This is a genomic window from Kitasatospora sp. NPDC088346, assembly GCF_044740765.1.
Taxonomy (GTDB): Bacteria; Actinomycetota; Actinomycetes; order Streptomycetales; family Streptomycetaceae; genus Kitasatospora.
Genome location: NZ_JBIURH010000019.1, coordinates 121,682 through 143,314 on the forward strand (window position 1 = coordinate 121,682; position 21,633 = coordinate 143,314).

A 21,633-nucleotide genomic window follows, 5' to 3' on the forward strand; every position below is an offset into this window, starting at 1 on the left:
CCGCCGGGGGACGGGGCCGCGGATCAGGTGTCAGATCCGGCCGGCGAAGTCCGGGGCCCAGTCGGCGATGGTCTCGGTGCGCACGCCGGCGCTCGGGTTGGCGGCCTCGACGTAGGTGCCGTTGCCGACGTACAGCGCGACGTGGTAGACGCCCGAGTTGCTGCCGTTGTTGGACCAGAACAGCAGGTCGCCCGGCTGGAGGCTGTCCAGCGAGACGCGGGTGGCGGTGTCCGCCTGGTCCGCGGCGACGCGGGGCAGCGAGACGCCGGCCTGACGGTAGGCGGCCTGGGTGAGGCCGGAGCAGTCCCAGCCGCCGTCGCTGCTGCCGCCGTAGACGTAGGCCTGGCCGACCTTGGAGAGCGCGAAGTTGATCGCCGCGGCCTTGGAGCCGGTCGCCTGGGTGGCGGCGGCGGGCTTGGCGGCGGTGCTCGCGGCCGGGGCGGCCTTGGCGGCCGGGGCGGCCGGGGCGGCCGGCTGCTCGGCGGCGGCCGGGGCGGCGGCTCGGGTGCCGTCACCGAGGTCGAGGTGCTGACCCGGGTAGATGACGTGCGGACCGGCCGTCAGGGTGGCCTTGTTCAGCTCGTAGAGCTTCTCCCAGCCGCCCTGGACGTGGTTCTTCTCGGCGATGTGGGACAGCCAGTCGCCGGCCACCACGGTGTAGTCGTGGCTGCCGTGCTCCCGGGAGCCGTCCCACTTCTTGCCGGACCACTGGTGGGTGCTCCCGGCGGGCGCGGTGGTCGCGGCCTTCGGCGCGGCGGCCTCGGGGGCGGCGGGCTGGGCGGCCTTGGGGGCGGCGGCCGGCTTCGGGGCGGCCTGGGTGGTGGTGGCCGCGGCGCCGGTGTTGATCTGCGGGGCCTCGCCGCCCTTGGTCAGACCGGCCTGGACGGAGCAGACCGGCCACGCGCCGGGGCCCTGGGAGGCCAGCACCTTCTCGGCGACGGCGATCTGCTGGTCCTTGGTCGCCTGGTTGGCCTGCGGGGCGTACGCGGTGCCACCGAAGGCGGCCCAGGTGCTGGAGGTGAACTGGAGGCCGCCGTAGAAGCCGTTGCCGGTGTTGATGCTCCAGTTGCCGGAGGACTCGCACTGGGCGACCTTGTCCCAGGTGGCGACCGAGGCGGCGGAGGCGGACCCGGCGGTCAGGCACGGGATGGTGAGGCCGATGCCGACGACACCGGTGGTGGCGATGATGCGGCGGGCGCGCTTGGAGGCGCTGATGGGCAGCATGAAGATGCGTTCCTCTCCCACGCCTGCGAGGTGAGCTGTCGGATTCGGGCTGGAGTTGCCCGGCCGTGCTGAGCACGGCTTCACCCCAAGCCCCGGACCGGTACCGACGTACCGTTCCCGGGCGACCTACCTGGTTCCCCCGCTCCTGCCCGCGGTGCTTCTGTGCAGTGCCAGCGCACCCGGCGGCAGGACTCGGCGTCCCGGGTGGCTGGGTCCGTGCGACCACGAACGTGGGAGGACATTAGGCAGACGTAAGTTGAAACCGCAAATGTGTGTGACCGCCATCACACTGTTCGCATCGCCTTTTCATGATCGATAAACCTCGATCGGACCGTTCATTATCGCTCGCTTTCGCGCAAAAGCCTTTAGCGGATGGGGACTTGCCTATGCTTCAGTCGGCAGAGTCGTTATCGAGGCCTGGGTGAGGCTGAGCGATCATGGAGTTCGAGCACAGACCGCCGGAGCCCGTGAACGGCGCCGACGACGCGAAGCCCCGGCCGGCCCGGCCCAGGTCACATCGGTCCGAACCGGACCATAAGGGGCGTATCGCCCGGCGCAGGCTGCTGATCTGGGGGGCCGTCGGAATCGTCGCGGCCGTCACCGGCGAGGAGCTGGTCCGTCAGACGCCGGTCGGCTTCCGCCGCCCGCGCCCGGGCCGGACGGAGGCCGGAGCGACCCCGAGCCCCCACCAGCACAGCGCCACGCCCACCTCCGGCGCCACGTCCGGTGCCACCTCCGCGCCGCCCGCCCCGCCGCCGCCGGTGACCGATGGCGGCCGCCGCTGGTCCGACCCGGCCGGCTGGGGCGGCGCCGTCCCCGGTCCGAAGTCCGCGGTGCGGATCACCGACCAGGTGCTGCTCGACGCGGACGCGACGGTGGGCTCCCTGCTGATCGAGCCGACCGGCTCGCTGGTCTTCGCCAAGGACACCGACCTCACGCTCGGCTCGGCCGGCAACATCGAGGTCCGCGGCAGCCTGGTGCTCGCCCCCTCCGACACCGCCGTGCACACGGTGCGTTTCCCCGCCGTGGACGAGCGCCGGTTCAAGGGCGGCGGCATGACCGTCGTCGACTCCGACACCGGCCTGTGGGTCACCGGCGCCGGCTACCTGCGCCTGGACGGCGCCGCCCGGACGGCCTGGGTGCGGGCCGCCGGAGCGCTCAGAGCGGGCGACACCAGCATCACCCTCGCCGCCGCCCCGACCGGCTGGAAGGCCGGCGACGAACTGGCCGTCACCCCGACCGGCGCCCCCGACGGCGAGGACTTCACCAACCAGTACGACCTGCGCACGGTCCGTCAGGTCAACGGCAGCACGGTCGTCCTTGACGGCCCGTTGAAGTACGCCCACCCCCGGGTCGCGGTCGGCGGCGGCGTCACCGTCGGCGCCGAGGTGCTCAACCTGACCCGCAACGTCCGGGTCGAGGGCACCGAGCAGGGCCGGGCCCACATCCACCTCACCGGCTCCCGCCGCGCCGACGTCCGGCACGCTGCGCTGCGCTGGCTGGGCCCGCGGGCCGAGGGCAAGGAGAAGTGGAACGGAAAGGCCGTCACCGAGCCGGTGCTGGGCCGGTACGGGCTGCACTTCCACATGCTCGCCGACGCCAGCCGGGGCACCGTGGTGGAGGGGGTCGTCGTCCGGGACGCCGGCAACCACGCCTTCGTCCCGCACATGAGCCACGGCGTCACCTTCCGCAGCTGCATCAGCCACAACACCTGGGAGGACGCCTACTGGTGGGACGGGCCGCAGGACACCCGGACCCCGCAGGGGCCGTCCGACGACATCGGCTACGAGTCCTGCGTCGCCTCCCGGACGGTCTTCGAACCCAACCCTCGCGGCTACCGGCTGACCGGCTTCAGCCTCGGCGCGGGCACCGGCAGCCGGGCCACCGACTGCGTGGCCGTCGGCGTGCAGGGGGCCACCGGCGCCTCGGGGTACGAGTGGCCGGAGACCAGCGAGGGGGTGTGGACCTTCGAACGGTGCCTGGCCCACAACAACCTGGAGAACGGCATCTTCGTCTGGCTCAACGCCCAGCACCACCACACCGTCACCCAGTTCGTGGCCTACCACAACGGCGGCTGGGGCATCGAGCACGGCGCCTACCTGAACGACTTCGACTACACCGCGAGCGTCCTGTACGGCAACGCGGCCGGCGGGGTCGCCGTGCACGCGCTCGGCCGCGACAAGGGAACCGTCTTCGACGGCCTGCTGATCGACGCCGCCGGGCAGTCCGACTACGCCGTCTCCACCGCCAAGCACCAGCTGGCCGGGCAGCCGGTGACGGTCAGCCGCTGCCGGCTGACCGGCTACCGGAAGGCCGGCGTGGCCTTCCGGGCCACCACGGACGGCGAGCCGGACGACATCCAGGTGCTGGACTGCTCCTTCAGCGGCAACGAGGTCTGGCTCGACCCGGAGGCCCCGGCCCCCAAGCGGATCGTGCTGCGCAAGGCGGGGGAGAGCCAGGCCGTCGAGGTGGGCAAGCCCGGGGGCGGCAAGGCCGCGCCCGCGGAGTGGAACGCCTCGGTGGCCCCGGCCAGCGTGCCGGACGGCCCGCGCCAGCCGGTCACCCCGGCGCTGCGGTTGAGCGACACGGCGGCGAAGACCTCACGCCTCCCGACCTGACCGGAGGGCTCACCCGACGAGCCCCGGGCCCGCCCGGGCGGCCCGCGCGGGAGGCCGGAGCCACGCACACGCAGGAAGAGCCGGCCCCGGCCCCCCCGACGACGGGGGGCCGGGGCCGGCTCTTCGGGTCTGCGGGCCCGGGCGGGTCAGCCGGCCGGCTTGTCCTCGACCGGCTCCTCGACGGGGGCCGGCGCGGGCGGCAGCTCCGCCATGTAGATGCCGGCGATCAGCTGACCGACGGTCGGGTACGCACCCAGCGGCGCGGCGCTCGGGCAGCCGGTCTCCTCGGCGGCCGTGGCCAGCAGCTCCGGGTCGGCCTCGGGGCCGATCACCAGCGGCGCGAGGGCGGGACGCTGCGAACCGGTGGCCCGCAGGTGCTCGACGGCCGCGACCACCGAACCCGGGACGTCCAGCGCGGCGGCCACCACGGGCACGGCCAGCCGTGCGGCCAGCAGCACACCGGTGATCCCGGCGGCCGTGGCGGCCTCCTCGCCGCCGACGACGGTCAGCACGATGCCGTCCGCGGCGGTGGTGATCGCGAACAGCCGGGCGCGGTCGGCACGGGCCAGACCGGCCTCGGAGAGGCGCACGTGCACCGCCTCGGCCAGCAGCGGGTGCGGGCCGAGCGCGTCGGTGACGGGGGAGCCGGCGGCGGCGGCGACCTCGGCCAGCTCGCCCAGCCGGCCGTGCGGGCCGGTCAGCAGCGGGACGACGACCGGCGCCGGGTACCCGGCGTTGGTGGCCTCGGCCAGCAGGGCGGCGACCGTGACGGCCTCCGGGGCGCTCTCGCCGACCGCCAGGTAGGCGGCTGCGGCCTCGATGCCGGGCTGCTCGCTGCGCACGATCGACAACAGCTCGTCCACCACGGGACGGGACTCCGGACCGGCGTCGGCGGGCACCGCGAGCACCAGGGCCGGCGAACCGACCGGGACCTCGGGGCGCTCAGGACGGCGGTGGCGCCCCCGCGCACGGGAGCCTGGCGTACGGACGGGCAGTGGCGCGCCCGGGATCGCTGCGGTGCTCATGGCGGAGATCGTAGGACATTCGCCCGACCTGGCTGCAGTCGGATCCCAGGACTGGGTGAAAGCTCCCAGGTCAAAAGGGATGTTCTCGGTCAAATCATCAGCCTTCCCGTGCCGGGCTCGTGACGCTCCGACGGATTCACCGTGACGCGGCTCACAGCGGTCCGAGGTGACTGCCCGTGAGGGAGCCGACCCGCCTCGAAGATCGACGCGCCGCTTTTCGCGGTGTACGGACGGTCATCGGGACTCTGTGTTTCGTTCCACTATGCCCTTGAATGTGCGGTCCACTGATGCGGTGTGAGGGATTCACGACTTCGGTAATGGCGTGCATCGGCACGGGCGCCATCCCGTGCTGATGCACGTGCAGCCGGGCTATCATCACGTCAGGTGAGGAGATCGCCGGTCAATCGGGGAGATTTCAATGCGTGAGGCTTTCAACGGCATGGCTGCTGCGGACCTCGTCGGGGTGGTCTGGCAGAAGAGTCGGCACAGTAACTCCCAGGGGAACTGTGTGGAGTTCGCGGCGCTGCCCGGCGGAGACGTCGCGATGCGGAACTCGCGCTTTCCGGACGGGCCGGCCCTGGTCTACACCCGGGCCGAAATCGCGGCGCTGTTGCTCGGCGTCAAGGACGGCGAGTTCGACCACCTCGCCGCGGGGGCGAACTGAGAACCCGGAGCGACCGGGCGCGGAACGCGAGGAGCAGGGGCGGGCTGGGCCGTCGTGGGCGGGGCGCCACGGCGGCCTCGGTGTTTCTCCGGCGGCCGTGCGGAGTGCCGCACGGGATGCCGAGCCGGACGCCGTACGGGATGCCGCACGGAGGTTCGAACGGGGGGTCGCGCGGGTTGACCGGCCCTTGACCGCGACCTGGTGCGGCCTTTCGCCGCGCCGCGCCGTTTCTTCCACCGGGAGGACCCGACGGCGGCGGTCCGGCCGGACGTCCCGGACGGACCGGCGGTCCGGGACGGGTGGGAGCGGGTCAGGCGGAGCGGCGGTGCCGCCCGGCGGCGGCGCTCCCGGACGTCGCCTCGTAGGACGCGGCCTCGAACGGCGCCCGCTCGAACGGTGCGGCTTCGAACAGGGCCCAGACGACCTTGCCCGCGCCGGCCAGCGGATGCCAGCCCCACGAGCGGCTGAACGAGTCCACCAGGTGCAGCCCGCGGCCGGACTCCGCGACGAAGTCCGCCTCCCGGGCCACCGGCCCGGTGCTGCTCGGGTCGCTCACCGCACAGACCACCTGCGGAGCACGGTGCACCAGGCTTATTCGGATCGGCAGTGCGGCGTCCGCGGCCTGCCGGGGCCCGGGCTGCATCGGCAGCCGTGCCGGCTCGGCCGCGCCCAGGGCGTGCCGGAGCGCGTTGGTCACCAGCTCGGAGGCGACCAGCGAGACGTCGTCGAAGAGCTCACCGAGGCCCCACCCCTGCAGCGTCGATCTCGCGAACTCGCGCGCGGTTCTCACGGCTTCGAAGCGAGGAGCGAGGGTACAGCTGACCACGTGGGGGTCGGTCGCCAAGGCCGTTCCGGTGCCCATGAAGAGCTCCTCCCATAAGGGGGCCGACACGGCTGGACCCGCCGGGGTCATGCCGGTCACCTCCGACTCGCTCGGCCGCGCGGCCGCTGCGCCCGACGACCACTCGCGTGCACGCGAATCCGGCTGCGCGAACAGCGCTGCCGGGTACGGCGTGCGGTTCGCGCATGTGGTCGAGGCGGAGCCCGCGGGATTGCCAGGGGTGTGCAGGTGCACGTGCACCATGGTCCTCTGCGCTCACTGCAGATGCAAGAGTCGATTCACGTGCAGTCGGGGTATTGGCATATGCAAGCGCCGGATGCACGTGCAAGATGGTGGATGTGATGCAGAACTGGTAGATCGTTGCATCAGTACAGGCACCGAGAGCGCTCAACTGATGGCAGACTGTGCGCTGTTTGCCCGAGGTGGAGGTTTCGACCGCATGACCACAGTTCAGCCCGGTGGTGGCTCGATGGTGCGCCGAATCCTCCTCGGCTCCCAACTACGCCGCCTGCGTGAAGGGCGCGCGATCACCCGCGAGGACGCCGGCTACGCCATCCGCGCCTCCGAGTCCAAGATCAGCCGGATGGAGCTCGGCCGGGTCAGCTTCAAGGAGCGCGACGTCGCCGACCTGCTCAGCCTCTACGGCGTGCACGACGGCGCCGAGCGCGAGGCGCTGCTCGGCCTGGTCCGCGAGGCCAACAAGTCCGGTTGGTGGCACAGCTTCACCGACGTGCTGCCCAACTGGTTCCAGACCTACATCGGTCTGGAGGAGGCGGCCGCCCTGATCCGCACCTACGAGGTGCAGTTCATCCCCGGCCTGCTCCAGTGCGAGGAGTACGCCCGCGCGATCTTCGGTCAGAGCCGCCCGGCGCTGGGCGAGGAGGAGATCGAGCGCCGGGTCAGCCTGCGGATGCGCCGTCAGAGCCTGCTGATGGAGTCCCCGGGCCCCAAGCTGTGGGCGGTCATCGACGAGGCGGCGCTGCGCCGTCCGGTCGGCGGGCCCAAGGTGATGCGCGCCCAGGTGCAGCACCTGATCGACATGTCCGAGCACGCCAACGTGGTGGTGCAGGTGATGCCGTTCCGGTTCGGCGCGCACGCCGGCGAGAGCGGCGCGTTCTCGATCCTGCGCTTCCCCGAGCAGGACCTCGCGGACGTCGTGTACCTGGAACAGCTCACCAGCGCGCTCTACCTCGACAAGCGGGACGACGTCGACGCCTACATCCAGGTCATGGAACGGCTCTGCGTGGACAGCCTGACTCCGGGCCAGACCGTCGACCTGCTCGCCACCATCCTCAAGGACCGCTGAGCCCCGGCCCGCGCGGCCGTCGAGGCCCCGGGTCCCCGGGTCCCCGGGTCCCCGGCGACGTCCGGCTCCGGTCCGGTCAGCCCCGCACCGACGGCTGGGGCCTGGCCGGCGCCTCCGGCTGCGGCGGCACGCCCAGCTCCCAGACCAGGCCGTACCGGGCGAACAGGTCGGCCCGGATCGGTGCCAGCGGCGCCGACGCCCCCGGCAGCAGCACCCCGATGCAGGCGCCCATCAGCGCGCTGCGCAGCACCGCGTGCTCGGCCACCGGGTCGGCCGCTCCCCAGTCGCTCAGCAACGCGCGCAGGATCGCGCCGAGTTGCTGCTGCTCCGGGTCCTGGACGAAGGTGCCGGCGTCCGGCTCCAGGATCAGCGCCAGATGGGAGCGCATCACCAGCGGGTGGTCGATCGCCACCTGCACCACCGCGTCGATCGCCCGGGCCAGCCGGGCGTCGGGGCTGGCCCCCGGGGGCAGTGCGGCCAGTGCGGCGGCCAGCTCCAGGTGCATCAGCCGGTGGGTGGCGGCCTGCATCAGCAGCCGTTTGCCCTCGAAGTAGTAGGACACCAGGCCGCGGGCCAGCCCGGCCCGTTCCGCTATGTCGCCCAGGGTGGTGCGGGCGTAACCCCGCTGGTCGACCAGCTCCACCGTGGCCCGGAGGATGCGACGGCGGGATCGGCGGCGCATCTCCTCATTGACCGATTCCCCGCGAGGTGCCATCGTGTCTGCTCCGTACGTTCATTGGCTCCCGGCCAATATACTGGCCGGGTCGCCCGCCACCGGTGGGATCCGGGTACTTCCGGACATCGTCCCCGTGGCGGTACGCCGAAGTGCCGGCTCCACCAACACGGGGGTTTGGTGGAGCCGGCACCTCGGTCAGGCACTGTCAGGTCCGCTCGGCGGCCGGTCGGATCCGCTCAGCGCTCGGACATCACCTGTGCTTCGGTGACCGCTTCCCGACCGGTCCTGTCCCGTCCCGCTCCGTCCCGGGCGCCGTCGAGCGGCCCGTAGCGGTAGTCGGGCACCGGGGCCGGGGGCTTGGGCCGTCGCTCCAGCGCCGCGCCGAGCAGGGCGACCAGCAGGCCGAGTGCCGCGATCCCGGTGACCAGCAACAACGCCGGCCGGTACCCGTCCAGTTGGGCCTGCGGGCTCTCGCCACCGCCGCTGCCCGCGGTGATCACGGCGGTGGTGACGGCGAGCACGATCGCACTGCCGACCTGGAAGGCGGTGTTCACCAGACCGGAGGCCAGGCCCTGCTCCTCGTCCGCGACCCCGCTGGTGGCGTTGATGTTGACGGACGGGAAGGCGAGCGCGAAGCCGATGCCCAGCAGCACCATGCTCGGCAGCACCAGGGTGAGGAAGCCGCTGTGCTCGCCCAGCTGCAGGAAGTACGCGTAGCCGGCGGTCAGGGCCAGGACGCCGATCGGCAGCAGCCGTCCGGTGCCGAACCGGTCGATGATCGCACCCATCCTGGTCGCCGACAGCGCCACCAGCGCGCCGGCCGGCAGCAGGCCGAAGGCCATCTCCAGCGCGGACCAGCCGAGCAGCCGCTGGAGGTAGAGCGTGGTGATGAACTGGAAGCCCGCGTACGAGCCGAAGATGGTGAAGGCGGTCAGGTTGGCCCGGGCCACCCCGCCGTTGCGGAAGATGCCGAGCCGGACCAGCGGGTGCGCGGTGCGGGACTCGATCAGCAGGAACGCGGCGGCGAGGACGGCCACCACGGCCAGTGAACCGAGGGTCCGCAGCGAGGCCCAGCCCGCGCTCTGCGCCTCGGTCAGGGTGAAGACCAGCAGCAGCAGGGCGCCGGTGCCGGTGACCGCGCCGGCCACGTCGTACCCGGCCCTGCCGCGCTCGGGCGCCGCCTGGCGGGGGAGCAGCCGGACCGCGAAGGCCAGGGCCAGCAGGGCGACCGGGACGGGCATCAGGAACGTCCAGCGCCAGCCGGCGGAGGTGAGCAGGCCGCTGAGCACGAGGCCGAGCGAGAAGCCGCTGGCGCCGCAGGTGGTGTAGATGCTGAGGGCGCGGTTGCGGGCCGGGCCCTCGGCGAAGGTGGTGGTGATGATGGACAGGCCGGCCGGCGCGGTGAACGCGGCGCTGACACCCTTGAGGAAGCGGGCCGCGATCAGCAGCCCGCCGTCGTCCACCAGGCCGCCGAGCAGGGAGGCGCCGGCGAACACGGCGAGGGCGACCAGGAAGACCCGTCGGCGTCCGAGCAGGTCCGCCGCGCGGCCGCCGAGCAGCAGCAGGCCGCCGTAGCCGAGCACGTAGCCGCTGACCACCCACTGCAGGGTGGAGGTGGACAGGTGCAGGTCCGCGCCGATGGAGGGCAGGGCGACGCCGACCATGGAGACGTCGAGGGCGTCGAGGAACATCGCGGCGCACAGGACGACCAGGGTGCCCCACAGGCGCGGGCTCCAAGCGGTGTCCGACTGGCCGCCGGCGGGGGCGGGATGGGCTGAGGTCATGGGCAGGAGACTACATGCATGTGCATTGACTGCAAATGCATTTAATGTGAGTGCAATAAGTTCTTCTGCATCTGCTAGTGTGGCGCCGTGACTGAACTCGACACCGCCCCCGACACGGCCCTGGTCGCCGAGTGGCGCGCACTGCTGGCGCGCCACGCGACCGCCTCCTGTGCGCTCGACCGGGAGCTGGGCGAGCGGTACGACCTCGGCATGAGCGAGTTCGAGGTGCTGGAACGCCTCTGGGAGGACGAGCGCCGCACCCGCGAGGCGGCCCTGCGGGTGCAGGACCTCGCCTGCACGGTGCACCTCAGCCAGAGCGCGCTGTCCCGCCTGATCGGCAGGCTGGAGAAGGCCGGGCTGGTCGAACGGGCGATGTGCCAGGTCGACCGCCGGGGCATCTACGTCGTCCTCACCGACGCCGGCCGCGACCGCTACCAGCAGGCCCGCCCGCTGCACCGGGAGATCCTGGCCCGCACCCTGACCGAGCAGGGCGCCGGGCGCTAGGGCCTCTCCCCGCGCGCCCGGCCCCGCGCGCCCGGCCCCGCGCGCCCGGCCCCGCGCGCCCGGCCCCGCGCGCCCGGCCCCGCCCGGACGGCGGGGCCGGTGGCGGACCGTCAGAGTCGGGTGCCGTTGACGACCAGGGCCACGTCGACGTTCCCGGTCGTGGCGTTGGAGTACGGGCAGATCCGGTGGGCGGTCCTGACCAGTTCGATCGCCTGCCCGGTGGTGACCGAGGGCAGGGAGACCCGCAACTCGACGCCGAGCCTGAAGCCCGCGCCGCTCGGCCACAGCGAGACGGACGAGTCGATCTCCGCATCGTCCGCCACCAGTTCCGCGCGGCGGCCGACCAGCTCCAGCGTCGTGCCGAAGCATGCCGCGTACCCGATCGCGAAGAGCTGCTCCGGGTTGACCCCCTCGCCGTCCCCGCCCAGCGCCTCGGGCTGGCGCAGGGTCAGGTCGAGCCGTCCGTCGGACGTGCGGCCGTGGCCGCTCCGCCCCCCGGTGACGTGCGCCTGCGCCGTGTAGAGCGCCTTGTCCATGATGAGCTCCCCTCCGTCTGCCAACTTCTTGATCTGAAACTTGACACTTCAAAAACAGGAAGTCAAGGGTCTAGGATCGAGATCCCGCGACGACCTGGAGGACCGATGACCACGTTCGTACTCGTCCACGGCGCCTGGCACGGCCCGTGGGCCTGGGACCGCGTCGTACCCGCCCTGCACGCCGCCGGGGCCCGCACCCTCGTCCCCGACCTCGGCGCCGCCGGAGAGCGCGGGCCGAACGACCACGGGCTGCACGACCACGCCGACGTGGTCGTCGCCGCCATCGATGCCGTTCCCGAGGAGGACGAACTCGTGCTGGTCGGCCACAGCTACGCGGGCCTGGTCGTCCGAGAGGCCGCGGACGCGCGCCCCGGAGCCGTCGACCACCTCGTCCTCCTCGACGGCTGGGCGGGAGCCGACGGGGCGAGCATGTTCGGCCTGGCGCCCGGAGCCTTCGTCGCGGCGGTCCGCGCCGCGGCCGGGACCTCCGGGGACGGACGGCTGATCCCGGCCCCGCCCCCGGCCGCGTTCGGCATCGTCGACCCCGACGACGCGGCCTGGCTGGAAGCACGCCTGCTCCCGCAGCCGCTGCGCACCTTCGCCGAGCCCACCCGCCTGAGCGGCGCCGTCGACCGGATCCCCGGCACCGCCGTCCACTGCCGGCCGCCGACCTACCCGTTCGAGCGCTTCGGCGCGGCCCTCGGGTACCGGACGCTTCCCCTGGACGGCCCGCACGACGTGATGCTGACCGACCCGGAACGGGTCGCCCGCCTGCTCCTCGACATCGGTTCGTTCAGTAACCGGAAGCGCGAACCCTAGAATGACGAAGTGGACCAGCGAACATACAACCAGTACTGCGCCACCGCGCGGACCCTCGACCTGGTCGGCGAGCGCTGGACGCTGCTGCTGATCCGCGAACTCCTCACCGGCCCCAAGCGGTTCGGCGACCTTCAGGCCAGCCTGCGCGGCCTCGGGACCGGCCTGCTGTCCGCCCGCCTCAAGCACCTCGAACAGGAGGGCCTGGCCCGCAGGGTCACCCTCCCGCCGCCCGCCCGCACCCCCGCCTACGCCCTCACCGAGGCCGGCAGCGAACTCGCCCCCGCCGTCCTGGCCCTCGCCCGGTGGGGCCTGAAATGGGCCATGGGCGAACGACGGACGACCGAAACCTTCCACCCCGGCTGGGCGGTGCTCGGCCTGCGGGCCTGTTTCGACGCCGACGCCGCCGCCGGACTCCGCGCGGTCTACGAGTTCCGCATCGACGCCGAGACCTTCCACACCCGGATCGACGACGGGACGATCGAGGCACTGCACGGCCCGGCCCAGTACCCGGACGCCACGATCACCATGAACGAGGAGACCTTCCTCGGCCTCACCGCGCAGGACCGGACCCTCGCCCAGGCGATCGAGACCGGCGCGGCGTCGGTGTCCGGCGACGCCGAGGCCCTGCGGAGGCTGAAGGCCCTCTTCCGCCTGCCCGCCCCGAGCGCCCGCACGGGTGACCCGAGTCCCTGACGCCGGGTCGCGTCGGCCACGTCCGCGGACCGCCCGCGGCCGTCCACCCGCACCGGGCGGTCCCGCGGGAGCGGGGACGTCCGAAGCCCCGCAGCCGGCTGCGCACCGGTTCGCGCCGCACCTCGAACCGGACGGCGCCGTCGGTGCCGAGCCCCCGGCCGGTGAGGTCGGAGCCCCGCTCGCCGGCCCGCCGTTCACCGTCACGACCGGGCAGGTCGCGGTGACGGTCGCCGGACTCGTTGCGTACTGCACGGGCCTGGAGATCGCACTCGACGTCCGGTTCGACGCCCCCGGAACGCCCCCGGAACGCCGCCGGCGGCCCAGGCGGAACTCGGGAACCTGATGCACGAGGCGCACCACCCCGGCCCCGAGCGCCTGCACGTGGCTCTGCGTCTGCCGGACGGCCGGGTCCTCCACGACAACCGCCCGCACCCGGAGCCGTCCGAGCGACCGGCGGAGACCTCCCCGATCCTGACCCTCCGCGCCGGCTCCCGCGGTGCGCACCGGCGGACGGGCCGCCCGCCGGGGCCCCGGTGGCCGGCCAGGGCAGGGTGCGCTACGCCGAGGCGGCCCAGCGGGGGCCGGTGGCCGGGTCGTTCGCCCAGGTGCACTGCTCGTCCCCGGTGACGGTGATGCCGTAGTCGTACACGCCGGGTGATCCGATCCGCTCCCACCGGGCCCAGGCCGCCTCCAGCTCGGCGGCGAGCCGGCGGGGACCGCCTTCGTCCACCCGGGCGCCGCCGTCGGGGGCGGGCCGGGCGGACAGCGAGGCCCAGGAGGAGCTGCCGTCGGTCAGCCAGGCGCTGGTGCCGTCCGCGTCCACCGCGGTGGTGACCGCGACGTCGGGCAGGGCGACGCGCAGGGCGAAGCCCAGCCGCCACCAGTCGGTGAGCGCCGTGAGGTCCCGGCCCGTCTCGCCGCGGTGGTCCCGCTCGTTGCGGCCGCGGACGGCCGCGAACCCGACCGGCCCCGGTCCGCCGACCGCCGCAGCCGGGCCGGTGGCGCGGGAGGGCATGAACCGCCCCAGGCCCTGCATCCGGCCGGTGGCGCTCCTGGGCGGCGTGCCCGAGCCGGCCCCACGGGGTGACGATCCGTCCGCCCGGGACGGTCTGCTCCACCCACGCCCACGGGATCCGCTCCACCGCGTCCGTCGCGATCATCCGCTCGTACGGCGCCCCGGCGGGCCACCCGGCGTCGCCGTCCCCGCCGACCACCGCGACCTCCGGGCCGGCCGCCCGGATCCGGTCGGCGGCCGCGGTGGCCAGCCGGGGGTCGACCTCCACCGACGTGACCCGGCCCGGTCCAGCGCGGTGGGCGAGAAGTGGGGCGTCCCAGCCCGCGCCGGCGCCGAGTTCCAGCACCCGCTGCCCGGGTTCCAGCAGCAGGGAGTCGGCCATGTCCGCGACCACCGCCTGGCAGGAGAGGCTGGAGGCGGGCAGATCGCCGGTCAGCTGGGTGATCGTCGCCGCGTCCGGATCGCCGTACAGCTGGTCCGCCCAGCCGTTCCGGTCGGTCGCCCGGTCGACCGGCACCCACACCCGGCCGTCCCAGCGCCACAGTCGCTCGGGCGCGAACCGGTGCCGGGGCAGCGCGGCGACCGCCTCCCGGATCCACGGCGACCGCTCCGGCCACGCACCGCGCTCGGCCATCACCCGGTCGAGGCGGGCACGGTGCCGGTCCAGGCCTAGGGCGCCGGTGGTCGGCATCGCCACGACCGCCTACTTCCGGTGCTTTCCGTCGCTCGGCGGCGGCGGAGGCACCTGCCCGTCCGAGTTCCCCGGTGGCGGCGTGCCCTGGCCCGGATCCATCGTGCGCGGGCGCGACCGGGCGGGGGAGGGCGCATCAGAGTGGTTCACCGGCGCACGAGTTGAGGTGGGCGCGACCGGCGGGAGCCGGCGGCGGCGCGACGGTCCTCAGAGCAGCGCCGACAGCCCGGGCCAGGCGGCGAGCAGGACGGCGGCGGCCGGGGCGGCGAGCGCCGCCAGGGTGAGCCGCAGCCGGTGGGCGGGGTGCAGCCGCGGCTCGCCCGCGAGCAGCCGGTCCACCCGGCGCGGGGACTGGGCGAGCTGCTGCGGGGTGCACGAACCGAACACCCCGCGGCCGGAGTTGAGCTCGACCAGGGCGAGAGCCGTGGTCAGCCGGCCGTGCCGGCGGGCCGCCCGGTCGTCGGCGGCCAGCTCGACCAGCTCGCCGACCTGGTCGCGGAAGGCGCTGAAGACCCAGACCCCCGGGAACCCGTCGGCCAGTGCCTGCGCGCACTGGGACAGCCAGTGGTGCCTGGCCCGCACGTGGCCGCGCTCGTGGCTGAGGACGGCCGCCAGCTCCTGACCGCTCAGCTGTTGCAGCGCCCCGGTGGTGACCACCAGCCGGGCGGCCGGGCCGGGCAGGGACCAGGCCTCCGGGCGGACGTCCTCCAGGACCACCAGCCGTTCCCTGACGCGCTCGGCCGCGCCGAGTCCGGCGGGCAGTTCGGGCGCCGAGCGGCTGAGCCGGGAGTGCTGGTGGCCGCGCAGCGTCCGGGCGGACCTGACCTCCCGCGCCAGCGAGACCGCCGTCCACACCCCGCCCGCCGCGAGCAGGGCGGCCCACAGCCGCCCCCAGCCCGCCGAGCCCGCGAGGCCGTACGCCTCCTCGACGCCGTGCGGCGCATTCGCGAAGACCAGGGCGCGCAGTTCCGGCAGGGCGGCCGTGCAGGCCAGCAGCAGGCTGAGCACGCAGCACAGCAGCACTGCGGCCACCAGGCACTGCCAGACGCACAGGGCCAGCACCGGTTCGCGTTCGGGCCAGCGGGCCCGGGCCAGCAGGCGGGGGGCCACGGTGGCGAGCAGCAGTCCGAGCAGCAGCAGGCTGAGCAGGGCCGTCATGGCAGTGGCTCCCCCCGGGGAGAACGGGCGCGCGGCAGTGCGCAGCCCCAACCTATGCGCCGGCCAGGCCTCTTGGTGCTTCTTGCCGGCAGCAGTGACCAAGGCCACGTGCGGGGCCGGCGGACCGGGCATCGGGCCGGGACCGGGCGGGCCGTGGGGGTCACATCGTCAGCAGCATCGCGAACATCCCGATCCCCATGGCGACCCGGCAGGCCGGGCCGAGCCCGCCGGCGACGGCGAGTGCGCGGGCGGGGCCTGCGGGGGTGGGGGCAATGGGGGCGGGGGCAATGGGGGCGGGGGCGGGGGACCGGCCGGGGTGCGGGCCGGCCGGTGCGGGGGAGAGCAGCCGGCTCCCGCTCCACAGCGAGTAGCCGCCGAAGTAGACCAGCAGGAGCCCGGTGACGGCGGGCAGCCCGGGGGCGGCGGCGTGGTGCGGATGGGCCGGCCCGCTCCCCATCGCGAGGGCCATGTAGACCATGGCGAGGGCTCCGACGCCGTGGTGCAGCCGGTGCGCCCGCGGCCCGGCCCCGTGGTCCGTCCGGGGCCCGGCGGGTCCCAGCGCGCCCAGCAGCAGCGCGCCGGCCGGCACGGTGAACAGCCAGCCCCAGAGCGGGCCGGGCAGCAGGGTCATCCCGGCCATGCCGAGGGCCATCAGCGCCTCGGCCGCGTCCGACTCGCGGTCGCGCCGGTGGCCGGCCGCGGGGCCGTCCGGGCGGGTGGCGCGGCCGGGGCCGCAGCCGGGCCGGGGGCCGCGCAGCCGGACCAGGCAGAGCGCCGCGGCGCCCACGGCCAGGGCGGCGACCAGCCAGGTGACCAGGGCCGGACCGTGCATGGACGCCCCCTCGACCGTGTGCAGACGGGTTCAGCGTCCACGGTCCCGGAGGGGCCGCCGCCGCAGGCAGGGCGCGTGAGGGGCGCACTGGGGCTTGCCCCTTGAAACGGCGGTCCGCTGTGCGAGGGTGGCGTGGGGACGTCACGACAGGGGGGATCCGGATGGGAGCAGCGGGTGACGACAGCTGGGTTCTGTGGATCACCATCGCGGTGATGGTGGTCTCGGGTCTGGCACTGGCGCTGAACACCGGCGGGGTGGCCGAGAAGTGCTTCCGGCTCGGCGCGCGCTCCTGGCGTCCGCTCGGGTCCGCGACCCCGGGCACGCTGCGGCGGATCGGCGCCTGGTGGGCCTCGCTCGGCGGGCTGATGGTGCTGGCCGAGGTCGTCCGGGTCGGGGCCGGCGGCTGAGACCCGCGGTGGCACCGACCCGGCCCGCCGGATGACTGCCCGTCGGGCGACTCAGGGGGCGATCGGCAGCTGCCGCTTGTGTTCGGTGAGCCGGTAGCGGCGGACGACGGCCTCGAAGACGGCGGTGTCGACCGGCTCGCCCTCCAGGAAGTCGTCGATGTCGTCGTACGTGACGCCGAGGGCCTCCTCGTCGGGCTTGCCCGGGGCCAGCGTCTCCAGGTCGGCGGTCGGGGTCTTCCAGATCAGCTCGGCCGGCGCGCCCAGGGCCTGCGACACGGCCCGCACCCGCCGCTTGGTGAGCCCGGTGAGCGGGACCACGTCGGCCGCGCCGTCGCCGAACTTGGTGAAGAAGCCGGACACCGCCTCGGCGGCGTGGTCGGTACCCACCACCAGGCCGTCCTGGGCGCCAGCCACCGCGTACTGGGCGACCATGCGCTGCCGGGCCTTGATGTTGCCGTGCACGAAGTCCTGGTGGTGCGGATCACGGAAGACCGTGCCGCCGGCCAGCACCGCGTCCAGGGCGGCGTCGCAGGCGGGCTTCACGTCGACGGTAAGGATCCGGTCCGGCCGGATGAACTCCAGCGCCAGCTGGGCGTCGTGCTCGTCGGCCTGGGTGCCGTACGGCAGCCGCATCGCGTAGAACGTCGCCTCCTGCCCGCCGGCCCGGACCCGCTCGACCGCCAGCTGACACAGCCGGCCCGCGGTCGTGGAGTCGACGCCGCCGCTGATCCCCAGCACCAGCGAGCGCAGCCCGGTGGAGACCAGCCGCTCGGTGAGGAAGGCCACCCGGCGTTCGATCTCCTGGTCCGCCTCGAAGGACGGGCTCACCTGAAGATCCCGGGCGATCTCCTGCTGCACGGCGGTGGACGCCAGGTCGGTCACGGTTGCTCCTCGGTCGGGCCCGCGGCGCGGGCGGCGGGAGCCGCGGGGCCGGGGCCACCAGCGCGGTGGGGGACGCAAGCACTCTAGAGGAAGGCCGCGGAGCCCGGCGGGCCCGTGGTCCCGTGCTCCCCGGCCGCCGGCACGCGGCCCGCCGCGGGTGGACGGCCACCGGTGGCGGCGCCGGGGGAGGCGGGGGATGGTCGGCGTACGGACCCTGCCCGCGAGGCGCTCCGGGCGGGCGCCGGGACACCGCCCGCCGCGCCCTCGCAGGTGTTCGGGCCGCCGTCCACATCGCGGACAACCCCTCCTGTCTCCAGGAGTACCCCCGACCCCCCCTTGAACAGGAGAACCTTTCGTATCTATGGTGGTCCTGTCGAAATACTCCTGTCGAAGTGAGTCTCCAATGCAGAATCTTTCGCCGAAGCTCGCGGTAGCGGGCGACGCCACCGCCGCCGGCCCGGCCGGCCACGCTGCCTGGCTGCGCCTCAAGGACGCTGTCGAGACCCTTCGACCGATGCAGTCCAAGGACGGTTCGATCGACCTGGGCGCCGTCCAGCGGCACACCGTCGACCCGCTGATCGACACCGTCCGCGCCTCCGTCGCCGAGCTCGCCCCGCTCTTCCCGCACGATGCCGCGTACCTCGCCGCCGTGCAGGCCGACCTGGTCAAGTGGGCCGACACCGGCTACCGCGAGCCCGACTTCCTGGACTCGCTGCTCGCCTTCCAGCCCGCCGACCAGCGCGTCGACGGCCTCGACCACCTCGTGGTCTTCCCGATGTACACCCAGAACGGCAACCCGAACCGCAACCTCGAGGCCGTCCTGCTCAAGGTCGTCTGGCCGGACTGGCTGGCCGAGCTGGAGCGCGAGCGCTTCGACAACCCGATGTTCGTGCCGATCACCTTCACCGACTTCACGGCCGGCTACGACACCAACTCCGCGGTGCTCTTCCCGGAGACCGTCGCCGTGCGCAAGGCCCCCGAGCGCTTCACCTGGGGCGGCATCTTCTGCGACCGCGAGGCCGCCCGCTTCCGCGCCGTCACCACCAGCGCCGTCGACCTGCTCGGCCTGGAGATCCCGGCCGACGCCGCCGGCCTCCTGGAGGACCAGGACCGCGCCCAGCAGACCTTCGTCCTGTGGGACCTCGTGCACGACCGCACCCACAGCCACGGCGACCTGCCGTTCGACCCCTTCATGATCAAGCAGCGCAGCCCGTTCTGGATGTACGGGCTGGAGGAGCTGCGCTGCGACCTGACCGCCTTCAAGGAGGCCGTCAGGCTGCAGGCCGAGGGGTACGCCCAGGGCCGCGACGTCCAGTACGCGATCCTCTTCGACCGCATGTTCCGCTTCCCGGTCAGCGGCGACCGCGTCCGCAACTACGACGGCATGGGCGGCCAGCTGCTCTTCGCGTACCTGCACAAGCACGACGCGCTGCGCTGGCGCGACAACCGCCTCAGCATCGACTGGGACCGCGTCGCCGACGTCACCAACCAGCTCTGCGGCGAGATCGAGACCCTCTACCGCGACGGCATCGACCGGCCCAAGACCGCGCACTGGATCGCCGCCTACCAGCTGGTCTCCAAGTACCTCACCCCGCACCCGGCCTCCACCTGGGCGAAGGGCCCGGAGGCGCTGCCGCTCGACACCGTCGACGGCAAGGCGCTCAACAAGGCCCTGTGCGACGCCGTCCACCCGGACGAGTTCCCGCTGAGCATGTTCTACGAGGCCCTGTCCAAGAAGCTCAGCGGCGTCATCGCCGCGACCACCGGCATCACCGGCGCCGGCCTCGAGGGAGTCGCCGCGTGAGCACCCTCCGACTCGCAGGCAAGGTCGTCGCCGTCGCCGGAGCCAGTGGCCCGGCCGGCCAGGCCACCATGCGCCGTCTCGCCGCCGAGGGCGCGACCGTCATCGGCGCCGACATCGACCAGCGCCGGCTGGACTCCGCGGTGGACGCGGTCCGCACCGCCGTCCCGGGCGCCAAGATCACCGGTCAGATCATCGACCTCCTCGACCCGCAGGAGGTCCACGACTGGGCCGACCACCTGGAGGCCGAGCACGGCCACGTCGACGGCCTCTTCCACCTGGTCGGCGGCTGGCGCGGCAGCAAGTCCTTCTTCGAGAGCCGCATAGACGACTGGGACTTCCTGCACGACACCGTCGTCCGCACCCTCCAGCACACCTCGCTCGCGTTCCAGCCCGCGCTGCTGCGCAGCGAGTCCGGCCGGTTCGCGATGATCGGTGCCGCCGCCGCGCACAAGCCCACCGCCGGCGGCGCCGCGTACGCGGCCGCCAAGGCCGCGACCGAGGCCTGGACGCTCTCCATGGCGCACTCCTTCGTCAAGGAGACCACCGCCGACGACGGCGAGCCCACCGCCGCGGCGGCGATCCTGGTGATCAAGGCCCTGGTCAGCCCGGAGATGCGGGCCGAGAAGCCGGACGCCAAGTTCCCCGGCTTCACGGACACGGCCGACCTGGCCGAGCACCTCGCGGGCCTCTGGGACCGCCCCGCAGCAGAACTGAACGGACAGCACCTGTGGTTGACAGCCCGATGACGATCCACCACACCGACGCCGTCCGGCGGCACGACCCGTCCGTCCGGGGCTTCGCCAGCGACAACTACGCCGGCGTGCACCCCGAGATCCTCGCGGCCTTCGCGGTGGCCAACGGCGGTCACCAGATCGCCTACGGCGAGGACCAGTACACCGACCACCTCCAGCAGGTGTTCCGGAAGCACTTCGGCGAGCGCGCCGAGGCGTACCCGGTCTTCAACGGCACCGGCGCGAACGTCGTCGCGCTCCAGGCCCTGCTGCCGCGCTGGGGCGCGGTCATCTCCGCCGAGAGCGCCCACATCAACGTGGACGAGTGCGGCGCCCCCGAGAAGGTCGCCGGCATCAAGGCGCTGACCGTCCCCACCCCGGACGGCAAGCTCACCCCCGAGCTGATCGACCTCCAGGCCTGGGGCTGGGGCGACGAGCACCGCGCACAGCCGCTCGCCGTCTCGATCGCGCAGTCCACCGAGCTCGGCACGGTCTACACGCCCGACGAGATCAAGGCGATCTGCGACCACGCCCACGAGCGCGGCATGCTGGTCCACCTCGACGGCTCGCGCCTGGCGAACGCCGCCGCGGCCCAGGGCCTGCCGCTGCGCGCGTTCACCACGGACGCCGGGGTCGACGTGCTCTCGTACGGTGGCACCAAGAACGGTCTGCTGTTCGGCGAGGTCGTCGTGGTGCTCAACCCCGACCGCGTCCGGGACCTGAAGTTCCTGCGCAAGATGTCGATGCAGCTCGCGTCGAAGATGCGCTTCGTCTCGGTCCAGTTCGAGGCGCTGCTCGCCGGCGACCTCTGGCTGCGCAACGCGGGCCACGCGAACGCGATGGCCCAGCGGCTGGTGACGGCGGTGCGCGAGATCGAGGGCGTCACCGTGGTGCGGCCCGTGGAGTCCAACGCGGTCTTCGCGATCCTGCCCCGTGAGGTCAGCGAGCGACTGCAGAAGCGTTACCGCTTCTACTTCTGGGACGAGCAGACCGGTGAGGTCCGCTGGATGACCGCCTTCGACACCACCGAGGCCGACATCGACGCCTTCGTGGCGGCGCTGATCGAGGAGCTGGGCCGGGCCTGACCCGCCACCCCAGCCCGGTTTGACGCGGGGCAGCTCGGAGCGTAATGTTCTCCGAGTTGCCCCGCGGCCGTTCGGTCGCACGGTTCGGGCCTTCGAAATCAGAGATGGATTCGAATCCGGGCCGGGAAAACAGCCCGAAAAACTCTGCTAGAGTTCGGGAGCGCCGAAAGGCCGAAGTGAAATCCGATGAATGAAACTCCGGAAAACGGAGCGGAAAACATCTGATAAGCTTGAAACACGAAAGAACGAAGCGCCCGGAGGGCCCGCTGGAAGGCGGTCCGAAGGAAGTGTCCGTTCCTTGAGAACTCAACAGCGTGCCAAAAGTCAACGCCAGATAT

General features: G+C 73.4%; 20 protein-coding genes, 1 pseudogene and 1 riboswitch. Of the genes and pseudogenes, 10 read left to right on the top strand and 11 right to left on the bottom strand.

Annotation, left to right across the window (positions count from 1 at the left end; translation table 11 throughout):
• Nucleotides 1-30: 30 nt before the first annotated feature.
• A complete protein-coding gene (locus ACIOFR_RS23885) occupies nt 31-1,224 on the bottom strand; it encodes a transglycosylase family protein (RefSeq protein WP_401000479.1) in 1,194 nt (397 codons plus the stop codon).
• A 5-nt stretch (nt 1,225-1,229) separates the two neighbouring features.
• Nucleotides 1,230-1,391, bottom strand: a riboswitch (cyclic di-AMP (ydaO/yuaA leader).
• Between the two features lie 270 nt (nt 1,392-1,661).
• Between ACIOFR_RS23885 and ACIOFR_RS23890 the strand changes: the two genes are divergently transcribed.
• Nucleotides 1,662-3,842, top strand: coding sequence for a hypothetical protein (locus ACIOFR_RS23890; RefSeq protein ID WP_401000480.1), 2,181 nt, complete (start codon nt 1,662-1,664; stop codon nt 3,840-3,842).
• A gap of 146 nt (nt 3,843-3,988) precedes the next feature.
• On the opposite strand, the gene ACIOFR_RS23895 is transcribed toward ACIOFR_RS23890, so the two are convergent.
• On the bottom strand, nt 3,989-4,867 hold the full coding sequence (locus ACIOFR_RS23895; protein WP_401000482.1) for a sirohydrochlorin chelatase: 879 nt from the start codon (nt 4,865-4,867) through the stop codon (nt 3,989-3,991).
• A gap of 418 nt (nt 4,868-5,285) precedes the next feature.
• Between ACIOFR_RS23895 and ACIOFR_RS23900 the strand changes: the two genes are divergently transcribed.
• Entirely contained in the window at nt 5,286-5,531 is a 246-nt protein-coding gene (locus tag ACIOFR_RS23900; RefSeq protein ID WP_401000484.1) for a DUF397 domain-containing protein, read from the top strand.
• Nucleotides 5,532-5,841: 310 nt separating this feature from the next.
• Here the strand turns inward: ACIOFR_RS23900 and ACIOFR_RS23905 are convergent, their stop codons facing one another.
• On the bottom strand, nt 5,842-6,393 hold the full coding sequence (locus tag ACIOFR_RS23905) for an ATP-binding protein (protein WP_401000486.1): 552 nt from the start codon (nt 6,391-6,393) through the stop codon (nt 5,842-5,844).
• Nucleotides 6,394-6,811: 418 nt separating this feature from the next.
• Between ACIOFR_RS23905 and ACIOFR_RS23910 the strand changes: the two genes are divergently transcribed.
• Entirely contained in the window at nt 6,812-7,678 is an 867-nt protein-coding gene (locus tag ACIOFR_RS23910) for a helix-turn-helix domain-containing protein (RefSeq protein WP_401000488.1), read from the top strand.
• A 76-nt stretch (nt 7,679-7,754) separates the two neighbouring features.
• Here ACIOFR_RS23910 and ACIOFR_RS23915 read toward each other — a convergent pair whose 3' ends face one another.
• Both ACIOFR_RS23915 and ACIOFR_RS23920 read right to left on the bottom strand, forming a co-directional pair.
• Nucleotides 7,755-8,360, bottom strand: coding sequence for a TetR/AcrR family transcriptional regulator (locus tag ACIOFR_RS23915; RefSeq protein WP_401000490.1), 606 nt, complete (start codon nt 8,358-8,360; stop codon nt 7,755-7,757).
• Nucleotides 8,361-8,590: 230 nt separating this feature from the next.
• Nucleotides 8,591-10,138 (bottom strand): MFS transporter, encoded by a 1,548-nt coding sequence (locus tag ACIOFR_RS23920; protein WP_401000492.1) that lies wholly within the window; start codon nt 10,136-10,138, stop codon nt 8,591-8,593.
• An 87-nt stretch (nt 10,139-10,225) separates the two neighbouring features.
• Between ACIOFR_RS23920 and ACIOFR_RS23925 the strand changes: the two genes are divergently transcribed.
• On the top strand, nt 10,226-10,642 hold the full coding sequence (locus ACIOFR_RS23925; RefSeq protein WP_401000494.1) for a MarR family transcriptional regulator: 417 nt from the start codon (nt 10,226-10,228) through the stop codon (nt 10,640-10,642).
• Nucleotides 10,643-10,752: 110 nt separating this feature from the next.
• Here ACIOFR_RS23925 and ACIOFR_RS23930 read toward each other — a convergent pair whose 3' ends face one another.
• Nucleotides 10,753-11,178 (bottom strand): organic hydroperoxide resistance protein, encoded by a 426-nt coding sequence (locus tag ACIOFR_RS23930; RefSeq protein WP_401000496.1) that lies wholly within the window; start codon nt 11,176-11,178, stop codon nt 10,753-10,755.
• A gap of 105 nt (nt 11,179-11,283) precedes the next feature.
• Here ACIOFR_RS23930 and ACIOFR_RS23935 point away from each other — a divergent pair, with 105 nt between their 5' ends.
• Complete coding sequence (locus ACIOFR_RS23935) at nt 11,284-11,997, top strand: alpha/beta fold hydrolase (RefSeq protein ID WP_401000498.1); 714 nt, start codon at nt 11,284-11,286, stop codon at nt 11,995-11,997.
• A gap of 9 nt (nt 11,998-12,006) precedes the next feature.
• A complete protein-coding gene (locus ACIOFR_RS23940) occupies nt 12,007-12,690 on the top strand; it encodes a winged helix-turn-helix transcriptional regulator (RefSeq protein WP_401000500.1) in 684 nt (227 codons plus the stop codon).
• Nucleotides 12,691-13,246: 556 nt separating this feature from the next.
• Here ACIOFR_RS23940 and ACIOFR_RS23945 read toward each other — a convergent pair.
• From ACIOFR_RS23945 to ACIOFR_RS23960, 4 genes and pseudogenes are all read right to left on the bottom strand, one after another.
• The gene (locus tag ACIOFR_RS23945; protein WP_401000502.1) at nt 13,247-13,726 is read right to left on the bottom strand and encodes a hypothetical protein; all 480 of its coding nucleotides are present in this window, start codon (nt 13,724-13,726) and stop codon (nt 13,247-13,249) included.
• 94 nt (nt 13,727-13,820) lie between these two features.
• Nucleotides 13,821-14,396 (bottom strand): annotated as a pseudogene (locus ACIOFR_RS23950) (protein-L-isoaspartate O-methyltransferase); the annotation flags it as partial.
• 207 nt (nt 14,397-14,603) lie between these two features.
• Entirely contained in the window at nt 14,604-15,554 is a 951-nt protein-coding gene (locus ACIOFR_RS23955; RefSeq protein ID WP_401000504.1) for a M56 family metallopeptidase, read from the bottom strand.
• A 160-nt stretch (nt 15,555-15,714) separates the two neighbouring features.
• Nucleotides 15,715-16,386: a DUF5134 domain-containing protein gene (locus ACIOFR_RS23960; protein ID WP_401000506.1), complete on the bottom strand. Its 672-nt coding sequence runs from the start codon at nt 16,384-16,386 to the stop codon at nt 15,715-15,717.
• Between the two features lie 161 nt (nt 16,387-16,547).
• Between ACIOFR_RS23960 and ACIOFR_RS23965 the strand changes: the two genes are divergently transcribed.
• Nucleotides 16,548-16,793 carry a hypothetical protein gene (locus ACIOFR_RS23965; protein ID WP_371495706.1) on the top strand — a complete coding sequence of 82 codons (246 nt, stop codon included), beginning with the start codon at nt 16,548-16,550 and terminating at the stop codon, nt 16,791-16,793.
• 51 nt (nt 16,794-16,844) lie between these two features.
• Here the strand turns inward: ACIOFR_RS23965 and nadE are convergent, their stop codons facing one another.
• Nucleotides 16,845-17,675 (bottom strand): ammonia-dependent NAD(+) synthetase, encoded by an 831-nt coding sequence (gene nadE / locus ACIOFR_RS23970; protein ID WP_401000508.1) that lies wholly within the window; start codon nt 17,673-17,675, stop codon nt 16,845-16,847.
• Between the two features lie 403 nt (nt 17,676-18,078).
• Between nadE and ACIOFR_RS23975 the strand changes: the two genes are divergently transcribed.
• From ACIOFR_RS23975 to ACIOFR_RS23985, 3 genes are read left to right on the top strand one after another with little or no spacing between them, the layout of a single operon-like run.
• Complete coding sequence (locus tag ACIOFR_RS23975; RefSeq protein ID WP_401000510.1) at nt 18,079-19,479, top strand: DUF6421 family protein; 1,401 nt, start codon at nt 18,079-18,081, stop codon at nt 19,477-19,479.
• Complete coding sequence (locus ACIOFR_RS23980; RefSeq protein ID WP_401000512.1) at nt 19,476-20,225, top strand: SDR family NAD(P)-dependent oxidoreductase; 750 nt, start codon at nt 19,476-19,478, stop codon at nt 20,223-20,225. Before ACIOFR_RS23975 ends, ACIOFR_RS23980 begins: the two co-directional genes overlap by 4 nt.
• Nucleotides 20,222-21,295, top strand: a complete 1,074-nt coding sequence (locus tag ACIOFR_RS23985) for a threonine aldolase family protein (RefSeq protein ID WP_401000514.1) — start codon at nt 20,222-20,224, stop codon at nt 21,293-21,295. Before ACIOFR_RS23980 ends, ACIOFR_RS23985 begins: the two co-directional genes overlap by 4 nt.
• The last annotated feature ends 338 nt before the right edge of the window (nt 21,296-21,633 follow it).